Annotated in this window: 24 protein-coding genes; 10 read left to right on the top strand and 14 right to left on the bottom strand. The window is 65.3% G+C overall.

The features are described from left to right. Positions 1 to 56: 56 nt before the first annotated feature. From E3T27_RS02895 to E3T27_RS02885, 3 genes are read right to left on the bottom strand one after another with little or no spacing between them, the layout of a single operon-like run. Entirely contained in the window at positions 57 to 1,583 is a 1,527-nt protein-coding gene (locus E3T27_RS02895) for an acetyl-CoA carboxylase carboxyltransferase subunit alpha/beta (RefSeq protein ID WP_241992090.1), read from the bottom strand. Positions 1,584 to 1,585: 2 nt separating this feature from the next. Further along, on the bottom strand, positions 1,586 to 2,794 hold the full coding sequence (locus tag E3T27_RS02890) for a CaiB/BaiF CoA transferase family protein (RefSeq protein ID WP_104197429.1): 1,209 nt from the start codon (positions 2,792 to 2,794) through the stop codon (positions 1,586 to 1,588). 36 nt (positions 2,795 to 2,830) lie between these two features. Beyond that, on the bottom strand, positions 2,831 to 4,198 hold the full coding sequence (locus E3T27_RS02885; protein WP_134571503.1) for an SLC13 family permease: 1,368 nt from the start codon (positions 4,196 to 4,198) through the stop codon (positions 2,831 to 2,833). Positions 4,199 to 4,323: 125 nt separating this feature from the next. Here E3T27_RS02885 and E3T27_RS02880 point away from each other — a divergent pair, with 125 nt between their 5' ends. From E3T27_RS02880 to E3T27_RS02870, 3 genes are read left to right on the top strand one after another with little or no spacing between them, the layout of a single operon-like run. Then, complete coding sequence (locus tag E3T27_RS02880; RefSeq protein ID WP_104197427.1) at positions 4,324 to 5,025, top strand: FadR/GntR family transcriptional regulator; 702 nt, start codon at positions 4,324 to 4,326, stop codon at positions 5,023 to 5,025. Positions 5,026 to 5,039: 14 nt separating this feature from the next. After that, on the top strand, positions 5,040 to 5,990 hold the full coding sequence (locus E3T27_RS02875; RefSeq protein ID WP_134571502.1) for a phosphoribosylaminoimidazolesuccinocarboxamide synthase: 951 nt from the start codon (positions 5,040 to 5,042) through the stop codon (positions 5,988 to 5,990). 54 nt (positions 5,991 to 6,044) lie between these two features. Beyond that, on the top strand, positions 6,045 to 6,896 hold the full coding sequence (locus E3T27_RS02870; RefSeq protein WP_104197478.1) for a VOC family protein: 852 nt from the start codon (positions 6,045 to 6,047) through the stop codon (positions 6,894 to 6,896). Positions 6,897 to 6,935: 39 nt separating this feature from the next. Here E3T27_RS02870 and E3T27_RS02865 read toward each other — a convergent pair whose 3' ends face one another. Further along, the gene (locus E3T27_RS02865; protein WP_104197425.1) at positions 6,936 to 7,655 is read right to left on the bottom strand and encodes a TetR/AcrR family transcriptional regulator; all 720 of its coding nucleotides are present in this window, start codon (positions 7,653 to 7,655) and stop codon (positions 6,936 to 6,938) included. A gap of 290 nt (positions 7,656 to 7,945) precedes the next feature. Here E3T27_RS02865 and E3T27_RS17140 point away from each other — a divergent pair, with 290 nt between their 5' ends. From E3T27_RS17140 to purQ, 4 genes are all read left to right on the top strand, one after another. After that, complete coding sequence (locus E3T27_RS17140; protein WP_255408768.1) at positions 7,946 to 8,068, top strand: hypothetical protein; 123 nt, start codon at positions 7,946 to 7,948, stop codon at positions 8,066 to 8,068. Beyond that, a complete protein-coding gene (locus tag E3T27_RS02860) occupies positions 8,065 to 9,357 on the top strand; it encodes a kynureninase (protein WP_134571501.1) in 1,293 nt (430 codons plus the stop codon). Before E3T27_RS17140 ends, E3T27_RS02860 begins: the two co-directional genes overlap by 4 nt. A 95-nt stretch (positions 9,358 to 9,452) precedes the next feature. Then, entirely contained in the window at positions 9,453 to 9,737 is a 285-nt protein-coding gene (locus E3T27_RS02855; RefSeq protein ID WP_104126403.1) for a phosphoribosylformylglycinamidine synthase subunit PurS, read from the top strand. After that, positions 9,737 to 10,435: a phosphoribosylformylglycinamidine synthase subunit PurQ gene (purQ, locus tag E3T27_RS02850; protein WP_134571500.1), complete on the top strand. Its 699-nt coding sequence runs from the start codon at positions 9,737 to 9,739 to the stop codon at positions 10,433 to 10,435. Before E3T27_RS02855 ends, purQ begins: the two co-directional genes overlap by 1 nt. 382 nt (positions 10,436 to 10,817) lie before the next feature. Here purQ and E3T27_RS16435 read toward each other — a convergent pair whose 3' ends face one another. Together E3T27_RS16435 and E3T27_RS02835 are read right to left on the bottom strand one after the other, a co-directional pair. Next, entirely contained in the window at positions 10,818 to 11,243 is a 426-nt protein-coding gene (locus E3T27_RS16435; RefSeq protein ID WP_166786076.1) for a (2Fe-2S) ferredoxin domain-containing protein, read from the bottom strand. A 49-nt stretch (positions 11,244 to 11,292) separates the two neighbouring features. Beyond that, positions 11,293 to 11,679 (bottom strand): hypothetical protein, encoded by a 387-nt coding sequence (locus tag E3T27_RS02835; protein WP_104197421.1) that lies wholly within the window; start codon positions 11,677 to 11,679, stop codon positions 11,293 to 11,295. Positions 11,680 to 11,725: 46 nt separating this feature from the next. On the opposite strand from E3T27_RS02835, the gene ykgO reads away from it, so the two are divergent. Beyond that, complete coding sequence (gene ykgO, locus E3T27_RS02830; RefSeq protein ID WP_088455075.1) at positions 11,726 to 11,848, top strand: type B 50S ribosomal protein L36; 123 nt, start codon at positions 11,726 to 11,728, stop codon at positions 11,846 to 11,848. Here ykgO and E3T27_RS02825 read toward each other — a convergent pair. Beyond that, a complete protein-coding gene (locus E3T27_RS02825) occupies positions 11,845 to 12,057 on the bottom strand; it encodes a hypothetical protein (RefSeq protein WP_134571497.1) in 213 nt (70 codons plus the stop codon). The two genes, ykgO and E3T27_RS02825, sit on opposite strands and share 4 nt — an antisense overlap. Positions 12,058 to 12,213: 156 nt before the next feature. On the opposite strand from E3T27_RS02825, the gene E3T27_RS02820 reads away from it, so the two are divergent. Next, a complete protein-coding gene (locus E3T27_RS02820) occupies positions 12,214 to 12,675 on the top strand; it encodes a DUF3817 domain-containing protein (RefSeq protein WP_134571496.1) in 462 nt (153 codons plus the stop codon). Between the two features lie 41 nt (positions 12,676 to 12,716). Here E3T27_RS02820 and E3T27_RS02815 read toward each other — a convergent pair whose 3' ends face one another. The 3 genes from E3T27_RS02815 to E3T27_RS02805 are packed head-to-tail and all read right to left on the bottom strand — an operon-like array spanning position 12,717 to position 15,261. After that, a complete protein-coding gene (locus E3T27_RS02815; protein WP_241992089.1) occupies positions 12,717 to 13,919 on the bottom strand; it encodes an alcohol dehydrogenase catalytic domain-containing protein in 1,203 nt (400 codons plus the stop codon). 2 nt (positions 13,920 to 13,921) lie between these two features. After that, on the bottom strand, positions 13,922 to 14,668 hold the full coding sequence (locus E3T27_RS02810; RefSeq protein ID WP_174722165.1) for a phosphonatase-like hydrolase: 747 nt from the start codon (positions 14,666 to 14,668) through the stop codon (positions 13,922 to 13,924). Then, on the bottom strand, positions 14,665 to 15,261 hold the full coding sequence (locus E3T27_RS02805; protein ID WP_166786075.1) for an FAD-dependent oxidoreductase: 597 nt from the start codon (positions 15,259 to 15,261) through the stop codon (positions 14,665 to 14,667). Before E3T27_RS02805 ends, E3T27_RS02810 begins: the two co-directional genes overlap by 4 nt. A 195-nt stretch (positions 15,262 to 15,456) precedes the next feature. Between E3T27_RS02805 and E3T27_RS02800 the strand changes: the two genes are divergently transcribed. Further along, entirely contained in the window at positions 15,457 to 17,085 is a 1,629-nt protein-coding gene (locus tag E3T27_RS02800; RefSeq protein WP_134571493.1) for an AMP-binding protein, read from the top strand. A 90-nt stretch (positions 17,086 to 17,175) separates the two neighbouring features. On the opposite strand, the gene E3T27_RS02795 is transcribed toward E3T27_RS02800, so the two are convergent. From E3T27_RS02795 to E3T27_RS02780, 4 genes are all read right to left on the bottom strand, one after another. Next, entirely contained in the window at positions 17,176 to 18,543 is a 1,368-nt protein-coding gene (locus E3T27_RS02795; RefSeq protein WP_134571492.1) for an NAD-dependent succinate-semialdehyde dehydrogenase, read from the bottom strand. A 143-nt stretch (positions 18,544 to 18,686) separates the two neighbouring features. Then, on the bottom strand, positions 18,687 to 19,889 hold the full coding sequence (locus E3T27_RS02790) for an alpha/beta hydrolase family protein (protein ID WP_134571491.1): 1,203 nt from the start codon (positions 19,887 to 19,889) through the stop codon (positions 18,687 to 18,689). Next, complete coding sequence (locus E3T27_RS02785) at positions 19,886 to 20,869, bottom strand: hypothetical protein (protein ID WP_134571490.1); 984 nt, start codon at positions 20,867 to 20,869, stop codon at positions 19,886 to 19,888. The genes E3T27_RS02790 and E3T27_RS02785 overlap by 4 nt, the downstream gene beginning before the upstream one ends. Next, a complete protein-coding gene (locus E3T27_RS02780; protein WP_134571489.1) occupies positions 20,866 to 21,354 on the bottom strand; it encodes a hypothetical protein in 489 nt (162 codons plus the stop codon). Before E3T27_RS02780 ends, E3T27_RS02785 begins: the two co-directional genes overlap by 4 nt. Positions 21,355 to 21,377: the final 23 nt, after the last annotated feature.

Genomic DNA, 21,377 nt, shown 5'->3' with positions numbered 1-21,377 from the left:
GTGACGCCCCGACGCCGCGCGACAGGCGATGGCGGGGCCATCGCCTGTCAGCGGGCTCAGGTGCGTCGGCCCATGGCACGAAACTTCGACACCCGGCGCGGCAGCAGCTCGTCTACCGGCACGCTTGAGAGCGTGGACAGCTCGTACTCGATGGCCGCCGCCATCCGCTGGCAGAATGCCCGTCCTTCCTCGGCTGCATTCGGGCGCTCATCGACGATGTGGTCGACGATCCCGTTGGCAAAGAGCGACGCAACGTCTACGCCCTGTGCTTCCGACATGGCCGGGGCAAATTCCGTCGTTCGGTGCACGATGGCGCTCGCGCCCTCGGGCGGCAGCGGAGACAGCCAGGAATGCTGCGCGGCGATGGTGCGGTCAGCCGGTAACAGTGCGAGCGCCCCACCGCCGGCTCCCTGGCCGAGTAAGACCGATACACTGGCCGACCGCAGGCCGATGAGCTCATGCAGGGAACGGGCGATTTCACCGGCCATTCCCCCCTCCTCGGACTCCTGCGACAGGGCGGCCCCGGCCGTATCGATCACGGTGAGCAGCGGCAGCCCGAGTTCTTCGGCGAGGCGCATACCTCGGCGGGCCTCGCGTAGCGACCCCGGGCCCATCGTGGTGTCGCGTGACGGCCGCGGGCGGATGTGACCCAGAACGATGCAGCTCTGCTGCCCGAAGCGCGCCAGAGCGAGCATGAGCCCCGGGTCGTTCTCGCCCTCGCCCGTGCCGTTGAGCGGCAGCACGTCGTGGGCGCCATAGGCAAGCAGCTGGCGCAGGTCGGGCCGGCGCGGGTTTCGCGAGATTTCAATGGATGCCCACGCGCCAACAGGAGCGGGCCGCACCTGCAGGCTTTCCGGGGCCGCCACCGGGGTGGTCGCCTTGCCGGTGAGGATGGTGAGTGCCCGGTCGACGATTTCCGGCAGCTGCTCAGGCGGCACGACGGCATCGATCAGGCCATGGTTGAACAGGTTTTCGGCGACCTGCACGTTCTCCGGAAACTTCTTTCCGTAGAGCGCTTCATAGACCCGCGGGCCCAGGAACCCGAGCAGCGCGCCCGGCTCCGCCACCGTGACGTGCCCGAGCGATCCCCACGATGCCATAACTCCGCCCGTGGTGGGGTGCCGCAGGTAGACGAGATACGGATGCCCCGCCTGCCGGTGCGCCCGCACGGCGGCGGTGATCTTCACCATGGAGAGAAAGGCGAGCGTGCCCTCCTGCATGCGGGTACCGCCGGAGGCCGGCCCGGCCAGTACCGGCAGCCCCTCGCGAGTGGCGCGTTCGATCGCGTCGACGATACGGTCCGCGGCGGAGAGCCCGATGGAGCCGGCCAGGAACGCGAACTCGCTCACCACGATCACTACCCGATGCCCGCGGATCAGGCCCTCGCCCGTCAGCACGGATTCGTCGGTGCCGCTCTTCTGCCGAGCCTTCACCAGAGCAAGCCGGTACGCCTCGTCCGGGTCGGGATCGACCACGGGCTGGTCCCAGCTCGAAAACGATCCGTCGTCGAGTACCACCCCGATAAGTTCGGCGGCGCTGAGGTGACGGGTTTTCGGTTCGGTCAACGCGTTGTCATTCGGCACGGTTAGATCCCTTCCACTGCACGATTGAGCCAGTCACGTATTTCGCTGCCGTGCTGGTTGAGCACCGGCGGAGCAGAGTGCGTGGTGTTGGTCGTCTCGGCGGTGTCGGCGGGGCTGAAGAACCGCAGCGGCGGGCCCGGGAGGCTGATCTTGCCGAGCACATCATGCTCGACGTCGATCAGCAGTCCCTGCGACAGCGCCTGGTCCCACTGATAGACCTCATCCAATGAGCGCACTTTTCCGGCCGGAATTCCGGCCTGGCCAAGCTTGTGCAGCAGCGGCGCGGCGTCGAAATGGGCGAAGGCATCCGTTATCGCCGCCTTGAGGCTCTCCCGGTTGCGCACGCGATGGGCGTTGGTGGCCCACTCGGCCCGGGCAGGATCAAAGCCGAACTCGGCCGCGAAGGTGGCCCAGAGCTTCTCACTGCCGATGCTGATCTGCACGCTGCCGTCGCGGCACGCGAACAGTCCGTAGGGTGCGATTGACGGATGGTGGTTGCCCTGGGCCTCAGGCACCTCGCCCGCCACGGTAGCGCGGGTGCCCTGAAAGGCGTGCACTCCCACGAGTGCGGCCAAAAGCGAGGTGCGAACGATCTGCCCCTCTCCCGTGCGCTCGCGCTGCAGTAAGGCAGCGAGGAGCCCGAAGGCGCCGTACATTCCCGAGAGCAGGTCGGCGATCGGCACCCCCACCCGCTGCGGGTCGTCTGGGCCGGATCCGGTGAGTGACATGAGGCCGGCTTCGCCCTGCAGAATCTGGTCGTAGCCGCTGCGGCTCGACTCAGGGCCGTCGTGGCCGAAACCGGTGATCGAGAGGATCACGAGCGACGGGTTGAGCTCGTGCATCGCCTCGGGCGAGAATCCGAGGCGATCCAGAACACCGGGGCGGAAGTTCTCGACCACCACGTCGGCGCGCAGCAGCAGGTCGCGCAGCACAGCGCGGCCGTCGTCGCTCTTCAGATCGAGGGCGATCGACTCCTTGTTGCGGTTGCAAGAGAGGAAATACGTGGATTGCAGGTTGTCGTCGGGACCGACGAACGGCGGACCCCAGCCCCGGGTATCGTCTCCCATTCCGGGATTCTCCACCTTGATGACGCGTGCCCCGAGGTCGGCGAGCATCATGCTCGCGTGCGGCCCGGCGAGGGCACGACTCAGGTCGACGACCAGATAGCCCTCGAGTGGACCTCGCGCTCGGGTCTGAGTGTCCGTGCTCATATTCAGTCCTCTCTCGATCTGCGGTGTGTGGTGTGTCTACAGCCAGCCCGGGAGGACCAGCACCGCCCAGGCGATGGCAGGGCCGGCCACCACGACGATGCCGCTGTAGGCCAAGATCTGCTTGTAGAAGCGATCTTTGTCCACCTCGTCGGGGGCGTTGGCCAGCACGAGGGCGCCGTTCGTAGAGAACGGCGACACGTCCACGATGGTCGATGCCACGGCGAGGGCGCAGATCACGCCGATCGCCCCGATTTCGCCGCTGGCCAGGAAGGGTACGGCGAGGGGGATGAGGGCAGCCAGGATGGCGGTCGAAGAGGCGAAAGCCGAGACGATGGCACCGATATAGCAAATGAGCAGCGCCGCCAGCAGGGGCATACCCAGGTTGGCTACGGCATCCGACACGTATGCGATGGTGCCGGCCTCTTCGAGTACGCCCACGAAGGTGAGCATGCCGCAGATGAGCAGCACGGTCGACCAGCTGATCTTGTTGACGGCACCCTTCTGCGCCGCGGGCGAGACCAGGGCGAGGATGACGGCGATGGTGATGGCCACGAAACCGACATCGACCTTGAAACCGAGTGCGATGACGGCCAGGGCGATGAGGCCGGCCACGGTGATCAGCTGAGGAATGCGTTCCGCACGGGTCGATGTCTCCCGTGCGCCGTCACCGGCGGGGTCGCGGGGACCGTAGATGCCGGAGCCGAAGCCCTTGAATGCCACGTCGCCACCGGCCCTGGCACCCACGCTGACCGCCATCCGAGCCTCGGCGGCCTGCTCCACGAAGTGTCCGACCCGGCTCGAGAGGAGCCCCCGGCCACCGAGCACGATGAACAATACGACGGCGATCAGGAAGTTGAAGATGAGGCTCGACAGGAACACCGCCGTGGGGCTCGCGTCGAGCCCCGTGGTCGAGATGAGGCTGTTGACGATCACACCGTAAACGGCGATGGGCGAGAATCCGCCGCCCTGCGCTCCGTGAATCACCATCATGCCCATAAGCAGGGGGCTGATCTTGTACTTGCGGGCGAAGCCGAGCGCGATCGGCGCCACGATGGCCACCGCGGCCGGAGACAGTGCACCAACGGCGGTGATCACAGCCGTGATGATGAACATGATCCAGGGGATGAGAGCTACCCGTCCACCGACAAGTCGAACCGATCCGCGCACGAGCAGGTCGATCGTGCCGTTGCCCTGCGCGATCGCGAAGAGGTACGTGACCCCCACGAGTGTCAGGAAGAGCCCGCCGGGAAAATTGGCGAGGATGTCAGCGGTCTCCATGCCGAGGAAGACTGTGCCGAGCAGGAAAGCACCGACGAAAGCCAACGCCCCCATATTGACGGGAAGTAGCGTGGCGGTCAGAAACATCACCGCCAGGATGATGATCGAGATGATGGGAGCGGACATCCTTGTTCCTCCATGATTCAAGCGAATGTGGGCTATTGGCTCACTGGACTAGCCTCCTAGATAGTAGGTGAGTTTGTCAACGCCCGTGTACCCTAGGGTCACACTTCGATGCGGGAGGTACACGCGTGGCCCAGGAACTAGAACCCCAGCCCCTGTCGCGCGTGTCGAAACCACGGCTGTACGAACAGCTCGTGGCGCAGCTTCTGTCGTACATCGAGTCGGCTCACCTGGGCCCCGGTGACCTGTTGCCCGCCGAACGCGATCTCGCGGAACGTCTCGGCGTCTCCCGCGCCACCCTGGCGCAGGCGCTCGTCGCCCTCGAAGTGCTCGGAGTCATCGATGTCCAGCACGGCACCGGAGCCGTGCTCGTGTACCGCCCCAGCATCGCAACGGTGATCAAGGGACTCCGCGACCACCGAAACCGGCTTCCGGAAATCGTCGAGGCCCGCAGCACCCTCGAGGTGAAGCTGGCCGAGCTCGCCGCGCTGCGGCGAACCGATGCCGACTTGGCCGCGATCGAGAACGCCGTGCGGATCATGGCCGAGGAAATCGCGGCCGGCGACCGCGGCGCGCACGGCGACGAGCTCTTTCACCAGGCCGTCACGGCGGCCGCCCACTCCCCCGTACTGGCCCAGCTCATGACGTTCATCGCCGAGATGATTCTCGAAACGAGATTGGAGTCCCTGGCCCAGCCGGGCCGGCCCGAGCAGTCCCTGGCCTCGCACCAAACCATCACCGCGGCCATCCGGGCGCAGAACGTCGCAGCCGCGAGCGCGGCGATGCTCTCGCACATCGAGCTCGTCTCCGACGTTGCCCTGCTGAAGTGAGAGAGAATACAAGCGTGACCGAATCCGCGCAGCCCACAGCATCCGTCGCCCGCGATCTGCCCGGATGGCTTCATGCCTACTCGGGCAAGGTGCGGGACCTCTATATTCCCACCGACGGAACGACGGATGCCCCGGCCGACCTGATGAGCGCCTCCCGCGTGCTCGTGGTCGCCAGCGACCGGGTGAGCGCGTTCGACCATGTGCTGGAGCCGGGCATCCCGGGAAAGGGTGAGCTGCTCACGACTCTCAGCCTGTGGTGGTTCGACCGTTTGACCGGCATCCCCAATCACCTCGTCGCCGACCACGAACAGGTCGGCAGCACCGTGCGCGAGCTCATCCCCGCGGCCGTCGCTGGCCGGGCGATGCTCTGCCGCACCCTCGACATGTACCCCATCGAGTGCGTCGTGCGCGGCTACCTGACGGGCAGTGGCTGGAAGGAATATGCCCAGTCCCAGTCGGTGTGCGGCATCGCGCTGCCGGCCGGCCTCGAGAACGGCGACCGCCTGCCGGAACCCATCTACACCCCCGCGTGGAAGGCTCCTCTGGGCCAGCACGACGAGAACATCACGTTCGAACGCACGATAGAACTCGTCGGGCCGGGCATTGCCGCCGAGCTCCGCGACCTCTCCCTCACCCTCTTCGCCACCGCCGGAGCGATCGCCGAGAAGGCCGGCGTCATCCTCGCCGACACCAAGTTCGAATTCGGCGCCGACCGGCAGACCGGCATGACCGTGCTCGCCGACGAGGTGCTCACGAGCGACTCCAGTCGGTACTGGGACGCAAAAGCCTGGCACCTGGGCACGACACCCGACGAGCGCATGGCGAGCTTCGACAAGCAGATCGTGCGCGACTGGCTCGCCGCCCACTGGGACGGTACCGGTGCCCCGCCCGAGCTGCCGGCCGAGATCGTGGAGCAGACCGCGGCCCGCTATCGCGAACTGCTCGAGCGTCTTACCGGCGCCTGAGTTGTGCCTGCTGTGACTCTCCGCGCGAATGACCTGCTGGCCGCCGAAACCGGAATGGGCGCGGTGACTTTGCGCGTGGGCAACCTCGACGCCATGCTCGCCTACTACCGCGACATCGTGACGCTTGAGTTACAGAGCCACGACGGGCCGGTCGCCGTGCTCGGGCGTGGCCGGATACCGCTCGTTATTCTGCAGCACGCGCCCGAGCTCGCAGCCGCCGAACGACGCTCGGCGGGGCTCTACCACACGGCCATTCTCTTCAACACGCAGGCCGATCTTGCCGCCGCCGTCTTTTCGATCGGCACGAAGTCCCCGGGAACGTTCACGGGCAGTGCCGATCACTTGGTCAGCCAGGCTTTCTACTTCACCGACCCTGAGGGAAACGGCATCGAGTTGTACTGGGACCGCGACCGCACACTGTGGAGCTGGGCCCACGGCCAGGTTGAAATGGCCTCGCTCCAGCTCGACCCGAATGCATTCATTTCAGAGCATATGTCGGCCGAGCCGAGTGAGGGTGCCGCCATCGTCGGGCACGTGCACCTCTCGGTCGGAGATGTCGCGACCGCTCGCGAGTTCTACGTGAACCATCTCGGCTTCGAGGCGACCGCGAACTTCGGCCCCTCCGCACTGTTCGTCTCGGCCGGGGGCTACCACCACCACATGGCCATGAACACCTGGGAGAGCTCGGGAACCGGCAAACGCCGCCTGGCCCTGGGCCTCGGCGAGATCAGCATTATCGTGCCCGGTGCCGATGACATCGGCGCCCTCAACGAGCGCATGGCCCACTACAAAGTGGGCACCAGTTACGACGGGCAGACCCTCGCATTTGACGACCCATGGGCCAACCGCATCCGGGTGCGCGCCGGCACGTCGGTATCCGCTGAAAACCCGGTCGCGACGGTCTAGGCGCGCGCAACCGGCCCACGCTCGACAGCACCCGGTGGCTCAGCGGGCGGCGCGGGCGGTGCGACGGGTGAGGCCGTGCACGGTGGCCTGATAGTCCTTGACGTTGAGCGGGCGGCCGGGCAGCTTGGGCCGGGGCGCGTCGGCCGCACGCAGGCCGTCGAGCACGATGGAGAGCTGACGACGCCACTGGCCGGCATAGCCGGCGCCGAGGCCACCCAGCGATCCGACCATGGTGACGAGCACTGCAAGGTCGACCGCGTCGACATCTCGGCGCAGCGTGCCATCTTTTTTCGCGCGGGCCACGAGACTCGCGATGAAGCCGTCGAACTCGGCGGCGGGTCGCGCTGACGGGTCCAGCTGGGCCATGCGCCGTAGAATCGGCGGCAGCGCCGGGTCGGCGACGAGCCATTCCGCAACCCGTTCGGTATAGATGACGAGCGCCTCCCACGCGTTGGGCGCCGCCTCGATTTCCCCACGCACCGCGTGCAATTCGGCGAGCGCGAGGTCATAGAGCGCGCGCACAAGGTCGTCCCTGGTCGGAAAGTTGCGGTAGAGAGTCGCCACACCAACCTCGGCCTGACGCGCGATCTCCTCGAGCGAGGCGTCGATTCCATACTGCGCAAACTGGGCACGAGCCGTCACAACAAGACGGTCTCGATTCAGCCGGGCGTCTCGGCGACGGGGCGGAAGCGGCGCGGTTCGCTCGGGCAAAGACGGGGCTGGCACGCCATCCTGGGGCTTTCGGGTCGGCGGGGTCATGCGCTCCAGTCTAGAACTTTGACCTGCTCGGTTCGCCTTGGTGTTGCGCCCGCAGTCGCAACCTGCGCACAATTTGGACAAGCCGAATGGAAACCGATGACTCCCAAGAACAACACTTGCGAATTCGACCCCGAGATCGTGACCGATTTTCGAGAAAAGATGAGCTACGGGCCCTCTCTCGACCTGCCCAGACTCCTCCGGCGCGGCCTTTTTGCAGGAAGCCTTTTTGCAGGCGGCCCTCGAACTCACTTTTTTTCCAGAGCTGTGTGCCATGCGCCGGAGTTTGACGCGTGACCGCTCATTTTCAGGTCGGTCGCGGCGCCGTGCTGCCGGGCTTTCCCGATGCGCACGTGCACCTCGCACTGATCGACGAGACTGCTCTGCGAAGCGGCGAACTCGAGGTTCTCGCATGACTCCCACTATGAACGGTGCGACCGGCCTCGACGTCCCCCTCGCTTTTGCCCGGCGGATGGACCGCATTGACGGCCTGGCACATTATCGCGCCAGATTTCTGGGAACAGACACCGACCCCGAGACCGCCAACCCGCGCTCCTACCTCGACGGCAACTCGCTCGGTCGCCCGCTGCGGGCCAGCGCCGAGCGCATCGCCGACTTTCTCGCTCAAAACTGGGGCACCCGACTCATTCGCGGATGGGACGAGCAGTGGATGGACCTGCCCCTGCAGATCGGTGACGACCTCGGCCTGGCCTGCCTCGGCGCCGAAGCCGGCCAGGTTTTCATCGGCGACTCGACCACCGTGCTGCTCTACAAACTGGCCAGGGCCGCCGTGGATTCACGGCCGCACCGAACCGAAATCGTGCTCGACAGCGATAACTTCCCCACCGACCGATACGTTCTGGAAGGGATCGCGCGCGAGCGCGGCCTGACGCTCCGCTGGATCGAATCCGATACCGAGGGCGGCGTTACCGCCGAACAAGTGCGCAGCGTCGTCGGCCCACAGACCTCGCTCGTGCTGCTCAGCCACGTGGCCTACCGTTCCGGCTACCTCGCCGACATGCAGGCCATCACGGCCGTTGCCCACGAGCATGATGCCCTCGTGCTCTGGGACCTGAGCCACTCGGTCGGCTCTGTTCCGATCGAACTCGACCGCTGCGCCGTCGATCTCGCGGTCGGCTGCTCCTACAAATACCTGAGCGGGGGCCCGGGCGCTCCGGCCTTCGGGTATGTAAAAAGCGACCTACAGGCTGTGCTGACCCAGCCGATTCAGGGCTGGATGGGTTCTCAAGCCATCTTCGAAATGGGGCCGGGGTATCGGCCGGCCACCGGTATCCGTCGATTCATGAGCGGCACACCTGCCGTGGTGGGCATGCTCGCTATGCAGGACACCATTGCCCTGCTGGGCGAAGCCACGATCGGGTCGGTACGAGCCAAGTCGGTCGCGCTGACCGAGTTTGCGATCACCCTCGTTGATGCGTGGCTCGCGCCGATGGGGGTCACCGTCGCGTCGCCGCGCGAGCAGACCCATCGCGGCGGGCACGTGACCATCAACCATCCGCTGATGCGCCAGGTCACGAAGATTCTGTGGGACAACGATGTGATTCCAGATTTTCGGGCACCCAACGGGCTGCGGCTCGGCCTTGCCCCGCTCAGTACGAGCTTCGTCGAGACCTACGACGGAGTGGCCGCCGTGCGCGACGTCTTGCGCGGCATTCTGCTCGGTCGAAGCGGCGTAGCCGAGTAGGCCGACACCGAGGCGGGCCGGTGCGGCCCGCCTGGCCTGTAGAATTGCAGTGATTTGCCACGACTATTAGCCCCAGACTGTATGCGGAGTGCCCAGTGCCAACGATCGTCGTCGAAGTAATGCCCAAGGCCGAGTTGCTTGACCCCCAGGGCAAGGCCATCGCCGGCGCCCTCGGTCGCCTCGGTCAGACCCAGACAGCGCTGGCCAACATCAGCGGAGTGCGCGTCGGCAAGCGCTTTGAGATTTCCATCGATGGCGCCGCGGATGCCGACGTCTTGGCCGCCGTGCGTGTGCTCGCAGATTCGGTGCTGTCAAACTCCGTGATCGAGGACGTCGTCGGCATCCACGTGCAAGACGCTCCTTCGTCAGCGGTCGCCTGATGCGGATCGGCGTCGTCACCTTTCCCGGCTCGCTCGATGATCGCGACGCAGCGCGCGCGATCCGCCTGGCCGGCGCCGACGCCGTGGCACTCTGGCACGGCGACCATGACCTGCACGGCGTTGACGCATTGGTACTGCCCGGCGGGTTCAGCTACGGCGACTATCTGCGGGCCGGCGCCATTGCCAGCCTCTCGCCGATCATGACCGAAGTCATCGACGCAGCGAACCAGGGCATGCCCGTGCTGGGCATCTGCAACGGATTCCAGATGCTCACCGAGGCCCACCTGCTCGACGGCGGCCTCATTCGAAACGACAGGGGCCGCTTCATCTGCCGCGACCAAGGCCTGCGCATCGAGAACAACACGAGCGACTGGACGACCGGCTTCGCCGCCAACGCCGAGATCGTCATTCCGCTCAAGAACGGCGAGGGCTCGTTCATGGCCTCCGACGAGACCCTCCGGGCGCTCGAGGGCGAGGGCCGCATCGTGGCCCGTTACATCGGCGGCAACCCGAACGGGTCACTGAACGACATCGCCGGCGTCACCAACGCCCGCGGCAACGTCGTCGGCCTCATGCCACACCCCGAGCACGCCGTTGAGGCCGGGTTCGGCCCCGACACCGACGATGCCATGGCGAGCGGCGTCGACGGTCTCACCTTCTTCACCTCGGTCATTGCGCGGGCGCTCGTCGGGCGCTAGCCGATGCCCTAGCCACAGCCTGCCACCCGTGTGCGTCGAGCTCGCGCCGCGTGGGAGTGGTATTCGACAACCGACGGTAAGAGACCAGCTGCACCCTGTTTCCGACCGGCCTAAGCGGTAATAATTTACGGTGCGCGTCCGTCTCCGATCGACATCTTTTTAATTTGTAGGCATGAATATCCTGCGCCCACCGACCAGCTCACGAGGACTCTGCGGTGCTGGACATCGGCGGGATCGTTAGTGTCTTGCGGGAGATCCTCGGCGCCCTCGCCCGTCGCCTACCGGGGCTGGGTCGCACACGCTCCGTGGGTGAATCGGCGGGAGCCTCGTGCGTTGGTGCGAGTGCGACCCAGCTCAGTGCCACAGCCCTACGGCCCGAGAGTCAGTGCAGAGGGCTGTGGGCTCGGATGGGTGTGCCGATCCCGAGGATGGCGCTGTGCAGTACGGGTGGCAGGCTCAGTGCCGGTTCGTCGATGCGTGTCGGGCCGCCGGACGCTATCCAGGCCAGAAGGGCGTCCAGGGCGGCGGGCTGGTCTATTCCACCCAGCCACACCGACGGCCCGGTGACTCCCGTGTTTCCCTCACGGCGGGCCACCGCCGCGATCGCTCCTCGGGCGCAGGCGCCCAGGCATTCTGTGGAAACAAGGACACCGCCCGTGCCGGTCATAATCGTCGACCGCAAGCGGTCGGCACCATCTTGACCGACAGCTAGTCGGTGGAGCGCACTGCAGCGATGCCCGGCACACACGGCGACCAGTGGGCCGCTGGCTTCTTGTTCGATCGGGGACGAAGCTTGGGTGTGTTTCATGGTGGCACTCCATTCTGTTGTGTCGTACGAATGTTTTCTCGGTGAAGCGTCAGTTCGAATCCAGGTCCCAGGCGGGGAAAGGATCGGCCAGGCATTTCCATTCGCTGGGACCGCTGACAAATTCGCGATCGGTGAGTAGGCAGGCGTCGAGGTTGGTGGTGAGCGTGGCTGCGTCGAGGTCTTTGCCGAAGAAGGCAATTTCCTGGCCCCACGGCGACTCAGGGTCGTGGCTGCCTACCTCGATCGGCACTGCGGACGGGTGAATCTCCAACATCACGTCACTCCGAGTGATGCTGGCTATGGCTTCGGATACGGCGCTTCGCCCGGAACCGGCGAGGCTGAGCGAGGTCGCGCCGCTGGCTCGCACTATGGATGATTTGCCGGCACCGGGCAGTCCGCTGATGAGGTTCACGGTGAAAATACGTTGCGGAGTCATGGCTGCTACTCTAATTGATAATTATTATCAATAAGTCGAGGTGGCCATGAAAGTTCGAAATTCACTCAAAGCGCTCAAGAAACTCCCGGGCGCACAGATCGTGCATCGCCGGGGACGAGTGTTCGTGATCAACAAGAAAAACCCACGCTTGAAAGCCCGTCAGGGTTAGCGTGGAAACCGCGAGATGTCACCGGGCGAGTCTTCTCCGCCGTAGGAACCGAGCCAGCCCCCAACGGCACCGACGCGGCGGCTGAAGCGCGCGTTCGAATGACGGTGGTCGCCGAGCTTGCCGTAGACGAGCAGCATGCTGGTCGACGTGATTGAGTTCGCCGACGATGGTCGGCAGAGCCGCAGCCCGCGGTGTGATGCAACCATCACGAACACAATTCGGGCGCACACTGGATTTTTGCGCGATTGCAAAATCTCAGTCACGCGGGTTTTTCGGCGAGTAGTCAGAACGTCTAAAACGGGGGCTTATTCAGGCGCGGCTGCAACGATGGACGTCTCCTACCCCGCCATGAGTCGAAAGTCACCATGACCCCGCGTCTGCTGTTCCGTTCCGTCGCTATCGCCGAAGCCATTACCTGGGCGCTACTCATCGCCGGGATGCTCATGAAGTACGTTCTCGAGGCCGGTGAGATCGGGGTGCAGATCGGCGGCTTTGTGCACGGACTGGTCTTCATCGCCTTCGGAATGACAGCCCTCCTGGTGGGCGTCAATCAGCACTGGAACTTTCGGCTCACCGCGATAGCGATGGTTGCCGCAATCGTTCCCTTCGGCACGATACCTCTCGACCGCCGATTCGAGAAGAATGGGTTGCTGAACGGAGAGTGGCGGCAGACCCGCACCGCCGACCCTCGAGACCACACCCGGGTCAGCGCCCTGCTCCGCTGGATGCTGGCTCGGCCGGTGCTCCTCGCCTGCATCATGGGGATCGCCCTGGTGTCGATCATGGCCACGCTGCTTTCGATCGGTCCGCCCGGCAGCATCAGTTAGCGTTGTGCGCCATGATCTCCGCACCCGACGCGCGGGGCCGGTCAGCCGAGCGTCGCTGGCTGCTGCGGGGTGATGCCGACACGGGGGTGGCGTGCGGCAGCGGCCAGCGTGAGCGCGGCATCCGCTTTCTCGAGGGGAAACGTCGTTCCGACCAGAGCCGAGAACGGATGCCGATGCCACGCTCCACTGAGATACGTCACTGCTTGCTGCAGGTCGTCCGGCGTGTAATTGTGCACGCCGCGCACGGTGATCAGGCGGCGCACGATCGACTCTGGGTCGAGCAGCACCGGCTCCCCCGGTGAGACACTGCCGACCAGCACGACCACGCCGCCGATACCGATCAGGTCTATCGCCGTGTGCACGGCCAGTCGGGCGCCACTCAGTTCGAGGGCGATCGTCGGCTCGGCAGCCCCCGCATCGTGGAGCGCGGCGAGCACGCTCGCTACCCCGGTCGGTGATTCCCGCGGTGCCCCAGGGTCCGCGACCGCCGCGGCCCCGAACGCGAGCGCGAGCTGTCGGCGAGCCGGATCGGGGTCGCTGACGAGCACGAGCGCCCCGGCATCCGTCGCCATCGCGCAGGCCGTGACCCCGAGCATTCCGCCACCGGTTACCAACACGGTAGCCCCGGCCAGCGGCACGAGAACGGATGCCGCCCCCAGCGCCGCGACAACCGTGGCGGTCGCGCAGGAGGCCGGCGCCAGAACCGTGGCGGGAACCTGCTCGTCGACGACGACGACCGCCGTCCCGCCACGCACCTGCACATGGCTGGCAAAACCTCCGCGCAGTTCCCAGCCCCGCTGCATCCGTTCGTGGCCGTATTTGACCAGCTCGAGGCATTTCTGGGGCACGCCACGGCGGCAGCGCGGGCACGTTCCGCAGCTCACGGCGACCGACCAGACCACTCGCTGCCCAACCCTCAGCGGCATTCCATTTGCGGCATATGACCGTTCGGTCACGGCGACGATACGGCCGATCTGCTCGTGCCCGAGCACGAGCGGTTTCGCGGCCGAACGGCGGCCGAGCACTGTGTGTACGTCTGAGCCGCAGACCGTGGCCAATTCCACTTCGACCAGCACATCACCGGGCCGCAGCAGCACGCCGGGTACCGCCACGCACGCGAGCGGCTGGCCAACGCCCGACCAGACCATAGCTTCCGCGGCGCGCGGCAATACCACCTCACGACCGACTCCAAGGGTGAGGGCGGGCAGCGGCATGTGGTCAGCGACCGGATCGTGTTCGGGCATGACTACTCGATCGTCTCCTCACGCAGGCCGAGCAGTTCGGCGAGGTCGGCGACGCTCTCGATGACGACATCGGCCCCGGCATCTTCGAGGGTGGCGGTGTCATGCGTGCCGGTCAGGACTCCCACGATCAGGCCGGCGCCGGCGCTCTGGCCGGAGAGCATGTCGCTCGCGGTGTCGCCGACGACAACCATGGCAGCAACGCTCGACGCCCCGGTGCGCAGCAGCGCGGTGAGCGGCAGATCGGGATAGGGCCGGCCACGGCCGGCTTCGGCCGGGCAGAGGCTGACGTCGATGAGGTCGTCCCAACCGAGTGAGTCGATGAGCGTGTCCTGCGTCGCCCGAGAGAATCCCGTGACCAGGGCCACCTTCACGCCAGCGTCCCGCAGTTCCTGGAACAGGTCGGCCGCACCCGCGATCGCCGTCACCCCGACCTGTTCGACGAGTTCACCGTAAGCGGTTTCGAACTCGGCCGTCGCGGCGACGGCCGCTTCTTCGGAGTCGGTCAGTTCGCGAAAGACATCCAGTTTGGACTGCCCCATGGTCTCGCGCACGAACTCGATGGCTTCCGCGAGCTCATCAGCGGTGTCCGTCAACCCGCTGCGCTCGGCGGCGAGCGCGAACGCCCGCTCGACCAGTCCGTCGTCGGTCACGGTGGTGCCGGCCATGTCGAAGACGACGAGCTCGACGTCAACGTCTTCGGTGTCCAAATCGTCCAGATCAAGATCAAGGGAAAAAGGTGCGGTGCTCATGGGGTGCCTTTCAGGGTGAGGGAGATGGGTGAATCGCATACGGTTGCGATGACGTGCTTAGCGAGACTGCGACTACGACTACGACTACGACTACGACTACGACTACGACTGCGACTGCGACTGAGACCGAGACCGAGTCCGGTCGTCATACCGATCCCGGTAGTTGCCGCGACGAGATAGACGCCGGGTTCGGGCTGGTCGATGTCGTGGTTGATCGCCACGATGACCGTTCCGGAATCGATCGACCCCCGGGTCGTTGTGACCCGACCGGGACGCACGGCCGTCACCGCGGTTCGGTAGCGACATTCGACGCCCCGATTGGCCAGGTACGCGGCAAGGCCGGCTTCGGCCTGGCGCGGATTGACCTGAAGATCCCACGCAAGCATCGCCCCGCCCCGTGCCGTACCGGGGGCGAGCGGCAAACGAGCACTGACCTCGGCAGCGCTCCGCATCACCACGTCGGGTTGACCAGGGCCGACGATTCCGCTGGCGACCTGACCGCGGAGCGAGCGCAGAGGCCGTCCGCGCATCCGCGATACCGGGGCCGACGTCTTCACGCAAATGTCGCGGGAAAAAGCGCTGCAGATTGCCACGTGAAACCTTCCTCAATCGAGGCCATTACGTTTAGTCACATTAAGCAGACCGTGCCAACAATGATGGTGCGCCGGGTAACCAGCAGGTGAACGGGCAGCGGCAAGTGAACGAGCGTGACTGTGGTCATATGCACAGTTTCACCCCAGCGCAGGGCGGTACCGTGGGCACGCCACATCCGATCGAAGGAGATCCCTGTGTTCACGAGCCCCTACGCTCCCGTTGAGATTCCCGACGTCAGCATTTTCGATTACCTGTTCGAGAACTTGAGCGAGGCCGAACTCGATCGCACCGCCGTCATCGACGGGGTCAGCGGAGCGGAGCTCAGCTACCGCGCTCTGGTCGATCAGATCACCCGGGTGGCTGGGGCTCTTGCCGCAGACGGCGTCGGCCCCGGCACGGTTGTGGGCCTGCTCTGCCCGAACACGCCTCAATTCACGGCCGTCTTCCACGGCATCCTGCGCGCGGGCGCCACCGTCACCACCATCAACTCGCTCTATACCCCCGACGACATCCATCGCCAACTCCACGACTCCGTCGCCACCTGGCTCATCACCGTCTCGCCGCTGCTGCCGGGCGCCAAGGCGGCGGCGCACGCGTCGGGTATTCCAGACGAGCGCATCGTGGTGATCGATGGCGAGGCGGGGCATCGGTCGCTCTCTGATCTGCTGGCAGCGGATGCCCCAGCGCCGGCCGTGACCATCGACCCGGCCACGCACGTGGCCGTTCTGCCCTATTCCTCTGGCACGACCGCAGCGCCCAAGGGCGTCATGCTCAGCCATCGCAACCTCATCGCGAACGTGCAGCAGGCGCGCGACCTGATCGGCGTCGTTCCAGAGGACAAGGTGCTCGCGCTGCTGCCGTTCTACCACATCTATGGAATGACGGTTCTGCTCAATCTCGCCTTCAAACAGCGCGCCTCCCTCGTCACCATGGCCAAGTTCGACTTCGTCGAATTTCTGCGCATGATCCAGGACCACCGCTGCAGCTACATCTTTATCGCGCCGCCCATCGCGGTGGCCGTGGCGAAGCATCCGCTGGTCGAAAAATACGACCTGTCGAGCGTGCATACCATTCTCTCCGGGGCCGCGCCGCTCGACGGCGCCCTCGCCGCGGCCGTCGCCGCCCGGCTGGACTGTCGCATTCTGCAGGGCTACGGAATGACCGAGGTGAGCCCGGTGAGTCACCTGATTCCGATCGATGCTCCGCACCTGTCACGCGCCTCGGTGGGTGTGACGGTGCCGAACATGGATTGCAAGCTCGTCTCGACCGAGACCGGGGACGAGATCGAGGCTCCCTCGAGCGGGGTCAGCGAACGGGGCGAACTGCTGGTACGCGGCCCGAACGTGATGCTCGGCTATCTCAATAACGAGAAGGCCACCCGCGAGACCATCGATGCCGACGGGTTTCTGCACACCGGCGACATTGCCACGGTGAACGCGCTCGGCGAGGTGACCATCGTCGACCGCAGCAAGGAGCTGATCAAGTACAAGGGCTATCAGATAGCGCCGGCCGAACTCGAGGCCTTGCTGCTCACCCACCCGCAGATCGCGGATGCGGCTGTGATCGGTGCAGCGGATGCCGACGGCCAGGAGATACCGAAGGCCTTCGTCGTCACCGTGGCTGAGTCTGCGGTCACGGCCGAGGAGGTCATAGCCTTTGTCAGCGAGCGGGTCGCCCCGCACAAGAAGGTGCGGGCGGTCGAGTTCATCGAGGTGATTCCGAAGTCGGCCTCCGGCAAGATTCTGCGTAAGGACCTGCGCGCACGAGAACGTGCGGCGACGGTTGAGCGGCCACGCACCCTCCGAGCGGCGGTGCCGGGATAAGGACGGATCTGCCTGCAGCGTGGTGTGGTGTCACGCCAAAATCGGCGGCCACACGGCAATCGCCGCGTCGGCCGCCGAGGTCGGCGATGCTCAGCCGATGCGGATGAGCTTCTTGTTGACGAATTCGCTGGCACCGTAGTGTCCGAGTTCGCGCCCGAAGCCGCTTCTTTTCACACCGCCGAACGGTAGCTCTGCACTGCCGGCGTCGACGAGGTTGACGAAGACCATGCCGGCTTCGATGCGGTCGGCAACTCGTAGTGCCTGCTCGGGATCGGTCGTGAACAGGTAGGAGCCCAGCCCAAAGGGAGTGTCGTTCGCCAGGATGACGGCGTCATCCTCGGAGGCCGCCCGGTAGACGAATGCTACGGGTCCGAAGAACTCCTCGTGGTATGTGTCGTTGTCTCGCGTGACATCGGTGAGCACGCCAGACGGGTAGAAGTTACCAGACCGTTTGCCCGTGGTCGCCAGGGTCGCTCCCTGCGCGACTGCGCGCTCGACCTGCTCCGCGAGATGGTCTGCCGCGTCGAGGGACGAGATGGGTCCGTAGTCTGCCCCGGGGACGGTCGGATCGCTGGGAGAGCACGCCAGGATCGCGGCGGTGAACTTCTCCGTGAACTCATCGTAAAGTTCATCGATCACGATGAATCGCTTGGCGGCATCGCAGGCCTGCCCGCCATTGCGGAGGCGACCGGCGACGGCGGCATCCACTGCGGCGGCCATGTCGTCGGTGCTCAGCAAAATGAACGGGTCTGATCCGCCCAGTTCCAGCACGACCTTCTTGAGGTGGCGGCCGGCGACCTCGGCAACGGCCGCGCCGGCGCCCTCCGAACCGGTGAGGGAGACGCCCTGTATCCGCGGGTCGGCGATGATCGTAGCGACCTGCTCGCTGTCCGCGTACACATTGGTATAGGCACCAGCCGGGAAGCCTGCGTCGTGAAAGATTTGCTCGATCGCCGCGGCCGACTCCGGGCACTGCGACGCGTGCTTGAGGATGATCGTGTTGCCGGTCATGAGGTTCGGTGCGGCGAAGCGCGCAACCTGGTAATACGGGAAATTCCACGGCATGACACCGATGAGCACACCGAGCGATTTAGAGCGCATGAAGGCGGAACCTTCGCCGCTGCGAAGGGTGATTGGTTCGTCCTTCAGAAATTCCTGCGCGTTCTCGGCGTAGTACCGGTAGATGTCGGCTGCATAGTCGACCTCGCCGAGCGCTTGATCGACGGGCTTTCCCATCTCGCGCACGATCAGGGCCGCCAGCTCGTCGCGACGCTCCTCATGCAAATCACCAACCCGGCGCAAGAGGGCGGCCCGCTCAGCGGCCGAAGAAGACCGCGACCAGCCGACGTGGGCTTTGTCTGCCGCTGCGATGACCTGCTCGAGTTCACCACCCGAAATTTGTGGGTACGTCTTGATGGTCTCGCCGGTGGCGGGGTTGATAACGGCGTGGTGGCTCACGAGCCACCTCCTTTCACGGGGCTACTGTTCCGGAGAAAATCACGTAATACGAGCCAATCATGTTCGCGGCAATTGTCAAGGCTCGAGACGCCAGTGGAGTTGAGACGCTGGTTTCATTGCGGTCTGGTCGTTGGCTCTGGGCCTTATTCCGAGCTGCGCCAGGGACTTCTCGACAGCTGTACGCGATAGAGCCAATCGGATAGAGCGGATTCCCACCGGTGGGGACTTCTGTTCCATTCGAGTGTGTGCGGAGCTGGGGGTAGCGTGACGAGCTCGACCAGGCCTGTGTGGGCATCCGCGAATGCTCGCGACAGGGCGATCGGAACGGAGAGGTCGCCGAAACTGTGCAGTACCAGCGTTGGGACGTTGAGGTCGGAGCCGTTGTCGATCCAGTCGAGATCTAAAAGGTGCATCGACTCCTGCAGTCCGGTTGCCCGGCGCCACAAGGGACTTTCGAGCGCCCCCAGCGCCAGGCGAGTCACGAGAGCCGGCACGCGGGCTCGGCGGCCGGCGGCGAGAATCGTCGACCGCCAATCCACGACCGGGGCGATGAGGCACAGCCCGATGATTCGCTTCCGATGCTGCGATGACCGGGTGAGCTGCAGAGCGATCATCGCGCCCATCGACCAGCCAACGAGAATGATGCTTTCGGCGCCGTGGGCCACGGCGTAGTCGAGGGCTGCGTCGATATCGCGCCACTCGGTCTGGCCCAGCATCGATTTTCTATCGCGCGAGCTCGGGGCCTCGTGGTCGTTGCGGTACGAGACCACGAGCGACGTGAGGCCGGCACGATGGGCGACGGGAACGCCGCGCAGCGGGCTGGCCCGGCTCGCGCCCTGCCCGTGGATGTGGATCGCCCACGTCGAGGCGGGTGGCCGGTCGATCGGGGCATCGAAGCGGTAGGCGGGCGCGAGGCCGAGTGCGGTCGAAACGATGACGGCGGTGAACGGCAGTCCAACATCCGCTGCTTGGGACGGTACGACACCGCTCCACCTCGCCGAGAGGCCTGCTCGAAGCGGTGTGCCGCGCGCGCTGACGACCTCACGCGTGACGATGGAGGCACGCTCATCAACGGCCAGGACTGCCCCAAGCTGTGCATAGCCGCGGCCGGAGTCGAACCAGATCGCGTACTGGCCCGGCGCCTGTGTCGCCGCGTTCAACGGTAGCGTCACGGTATACGGCGACGACGACACGTCATCGACCGCGAGGACGCGGAGTCGTTCGCGCCTGGGCGCATCCGTTCTCACGATCTGTCTGACTACGGCCAGACTTGCAATCATCAGACTCGCAATCGCCAGCCCTCCGGCGACCAGACTGCCGGCGGCCACCAGATAAGCGAGTCTCACGCGGATGTCCGCTGCGCACCGATGCGCGTTTCGGTCGCTGTGAGCAACGCGAGATCTTCATCTGAAAGCCGGTCGCGAGCTGTCGGGTTGAGCAGAAGAGCGTCACGGATCTCGACCAGCATGCGGTGCACAACGGTGTCGACGTCGCGTGATACCGAACCTGGTGCGTTGGGGTGAGCCACGCCGCCCAACTCGAGGTGTTGGGCAGAAACGTCGACCCAGATGCGAGTGAGGTCGGGGAGAGCCGCCTCAAGTTTTCGCCGGTTGAACCTCGTGCTTACCCCCCCCAGAATCGGCGGGAGAGATAATCCGAAGCAGAGGAGCAGGATCGCGGTCAGGTTCAGCACATCGTAGGCACTCGCAAACAGGGCGAGCAGGGACATCGCTCCGAAGACATGCGCAAGATCCATGCCCACGACGCTGAGCACAGTGAGAACGGCCGCGCCACAACCGGCGCCCACGATACGGAACCCGAGTCGACGAGCCGGGGTACTCATGCGTGCGGCAAAGCGCAGGCAGATCATTCCAGTCAAGGCCATGACGATGCCCAAATAGATGAACTGGATCAGGGAGTAAGCGGCTGCTGCGGGTTGGTTGCCAAAGTCCTGCATGAACGTTCCCGAGGTTGTGGGCGCGTCGATGAAGATAAAGGTCGTCACCATGAGGCCGGCCGTGATGATGGCCCCGATCCGAAAGGGCCTGGCCGACGCGTTCGCGCGGCTGGGCGACGATGCGCGCAAAATGGCCCGCGACAGGAAATAAATACCCAGGAGAAGGAGCAGGTTTGCGGGCAGGTCCGCATAGTTTCGGCCCCCGAGAAGCCCGTCTGCCGCAAAGTACACCGCGTCAATGTTCAGGGTCAGCGAGAGCGCAATCATGATGGCGGCATAGAGAATGCTCTGATCAGTGCGCCGGCGGGTACCGACCACCAACGCGCTCACGAGTCCCCAGAGGGCCAGGGCGACGATCAGTTGCATCATCCGAAAACTCCCTCGAAGCCTGCGGGCTCCTTGGTGCTGGTGCGGATGGCGCCGGTCAGGAGGTCGGCCAGCGCCTCGGCCGCCAGCTCGAACTCGTCGCGAAAATCGGAACGGCCGAACGCGATTCCCAGGCTGTCCGCTCCGAGCACTCCGTGTGACGTCGGGCCGGTCACCTCGTCATGGCGCAAGATCATGTGCGCCAACTCATGACAGACAATCTGCTGCCGATGGTGTTCCGAATCCGTTTCGACGTGGAAGATCAGATCGTCGGTGTCGCGCGACAGCCAAAGACCGCAAATTTCGGTTCCATTCAGCAGCGACGAGGATGCGATCGAGATGTGCGTCTTTCTTGACTGCTCGACGAGGGTCACGATGCTCGGGAGGGACACCCGGACCGGGAGGGCTAATGCCGTAAATGCGGCAAGGGCTTGTTCCCGCGGGGTGCGGCGGTCCCCCGGGGTCGACTCGTCAGTTCTTTTTCGCATGAGATCCATCCTGCAGTAGGCGG

It is taken from the genome of Cryobacterium lyxosi, from assembly GCF_004403345.1.
Taxonomy (GTDB): Bacteria; Actinomycetota; Actinomycetes; order Actinomycetales; family Microbacteriaceae; genus Cryobacterium; species Cryobacterium lyxosi.
The sequence above is the reverse complement of the archived record's forward strand: the minus strand, read 5'-3'. Positions and strand labels throughout refer to the sequence as shown.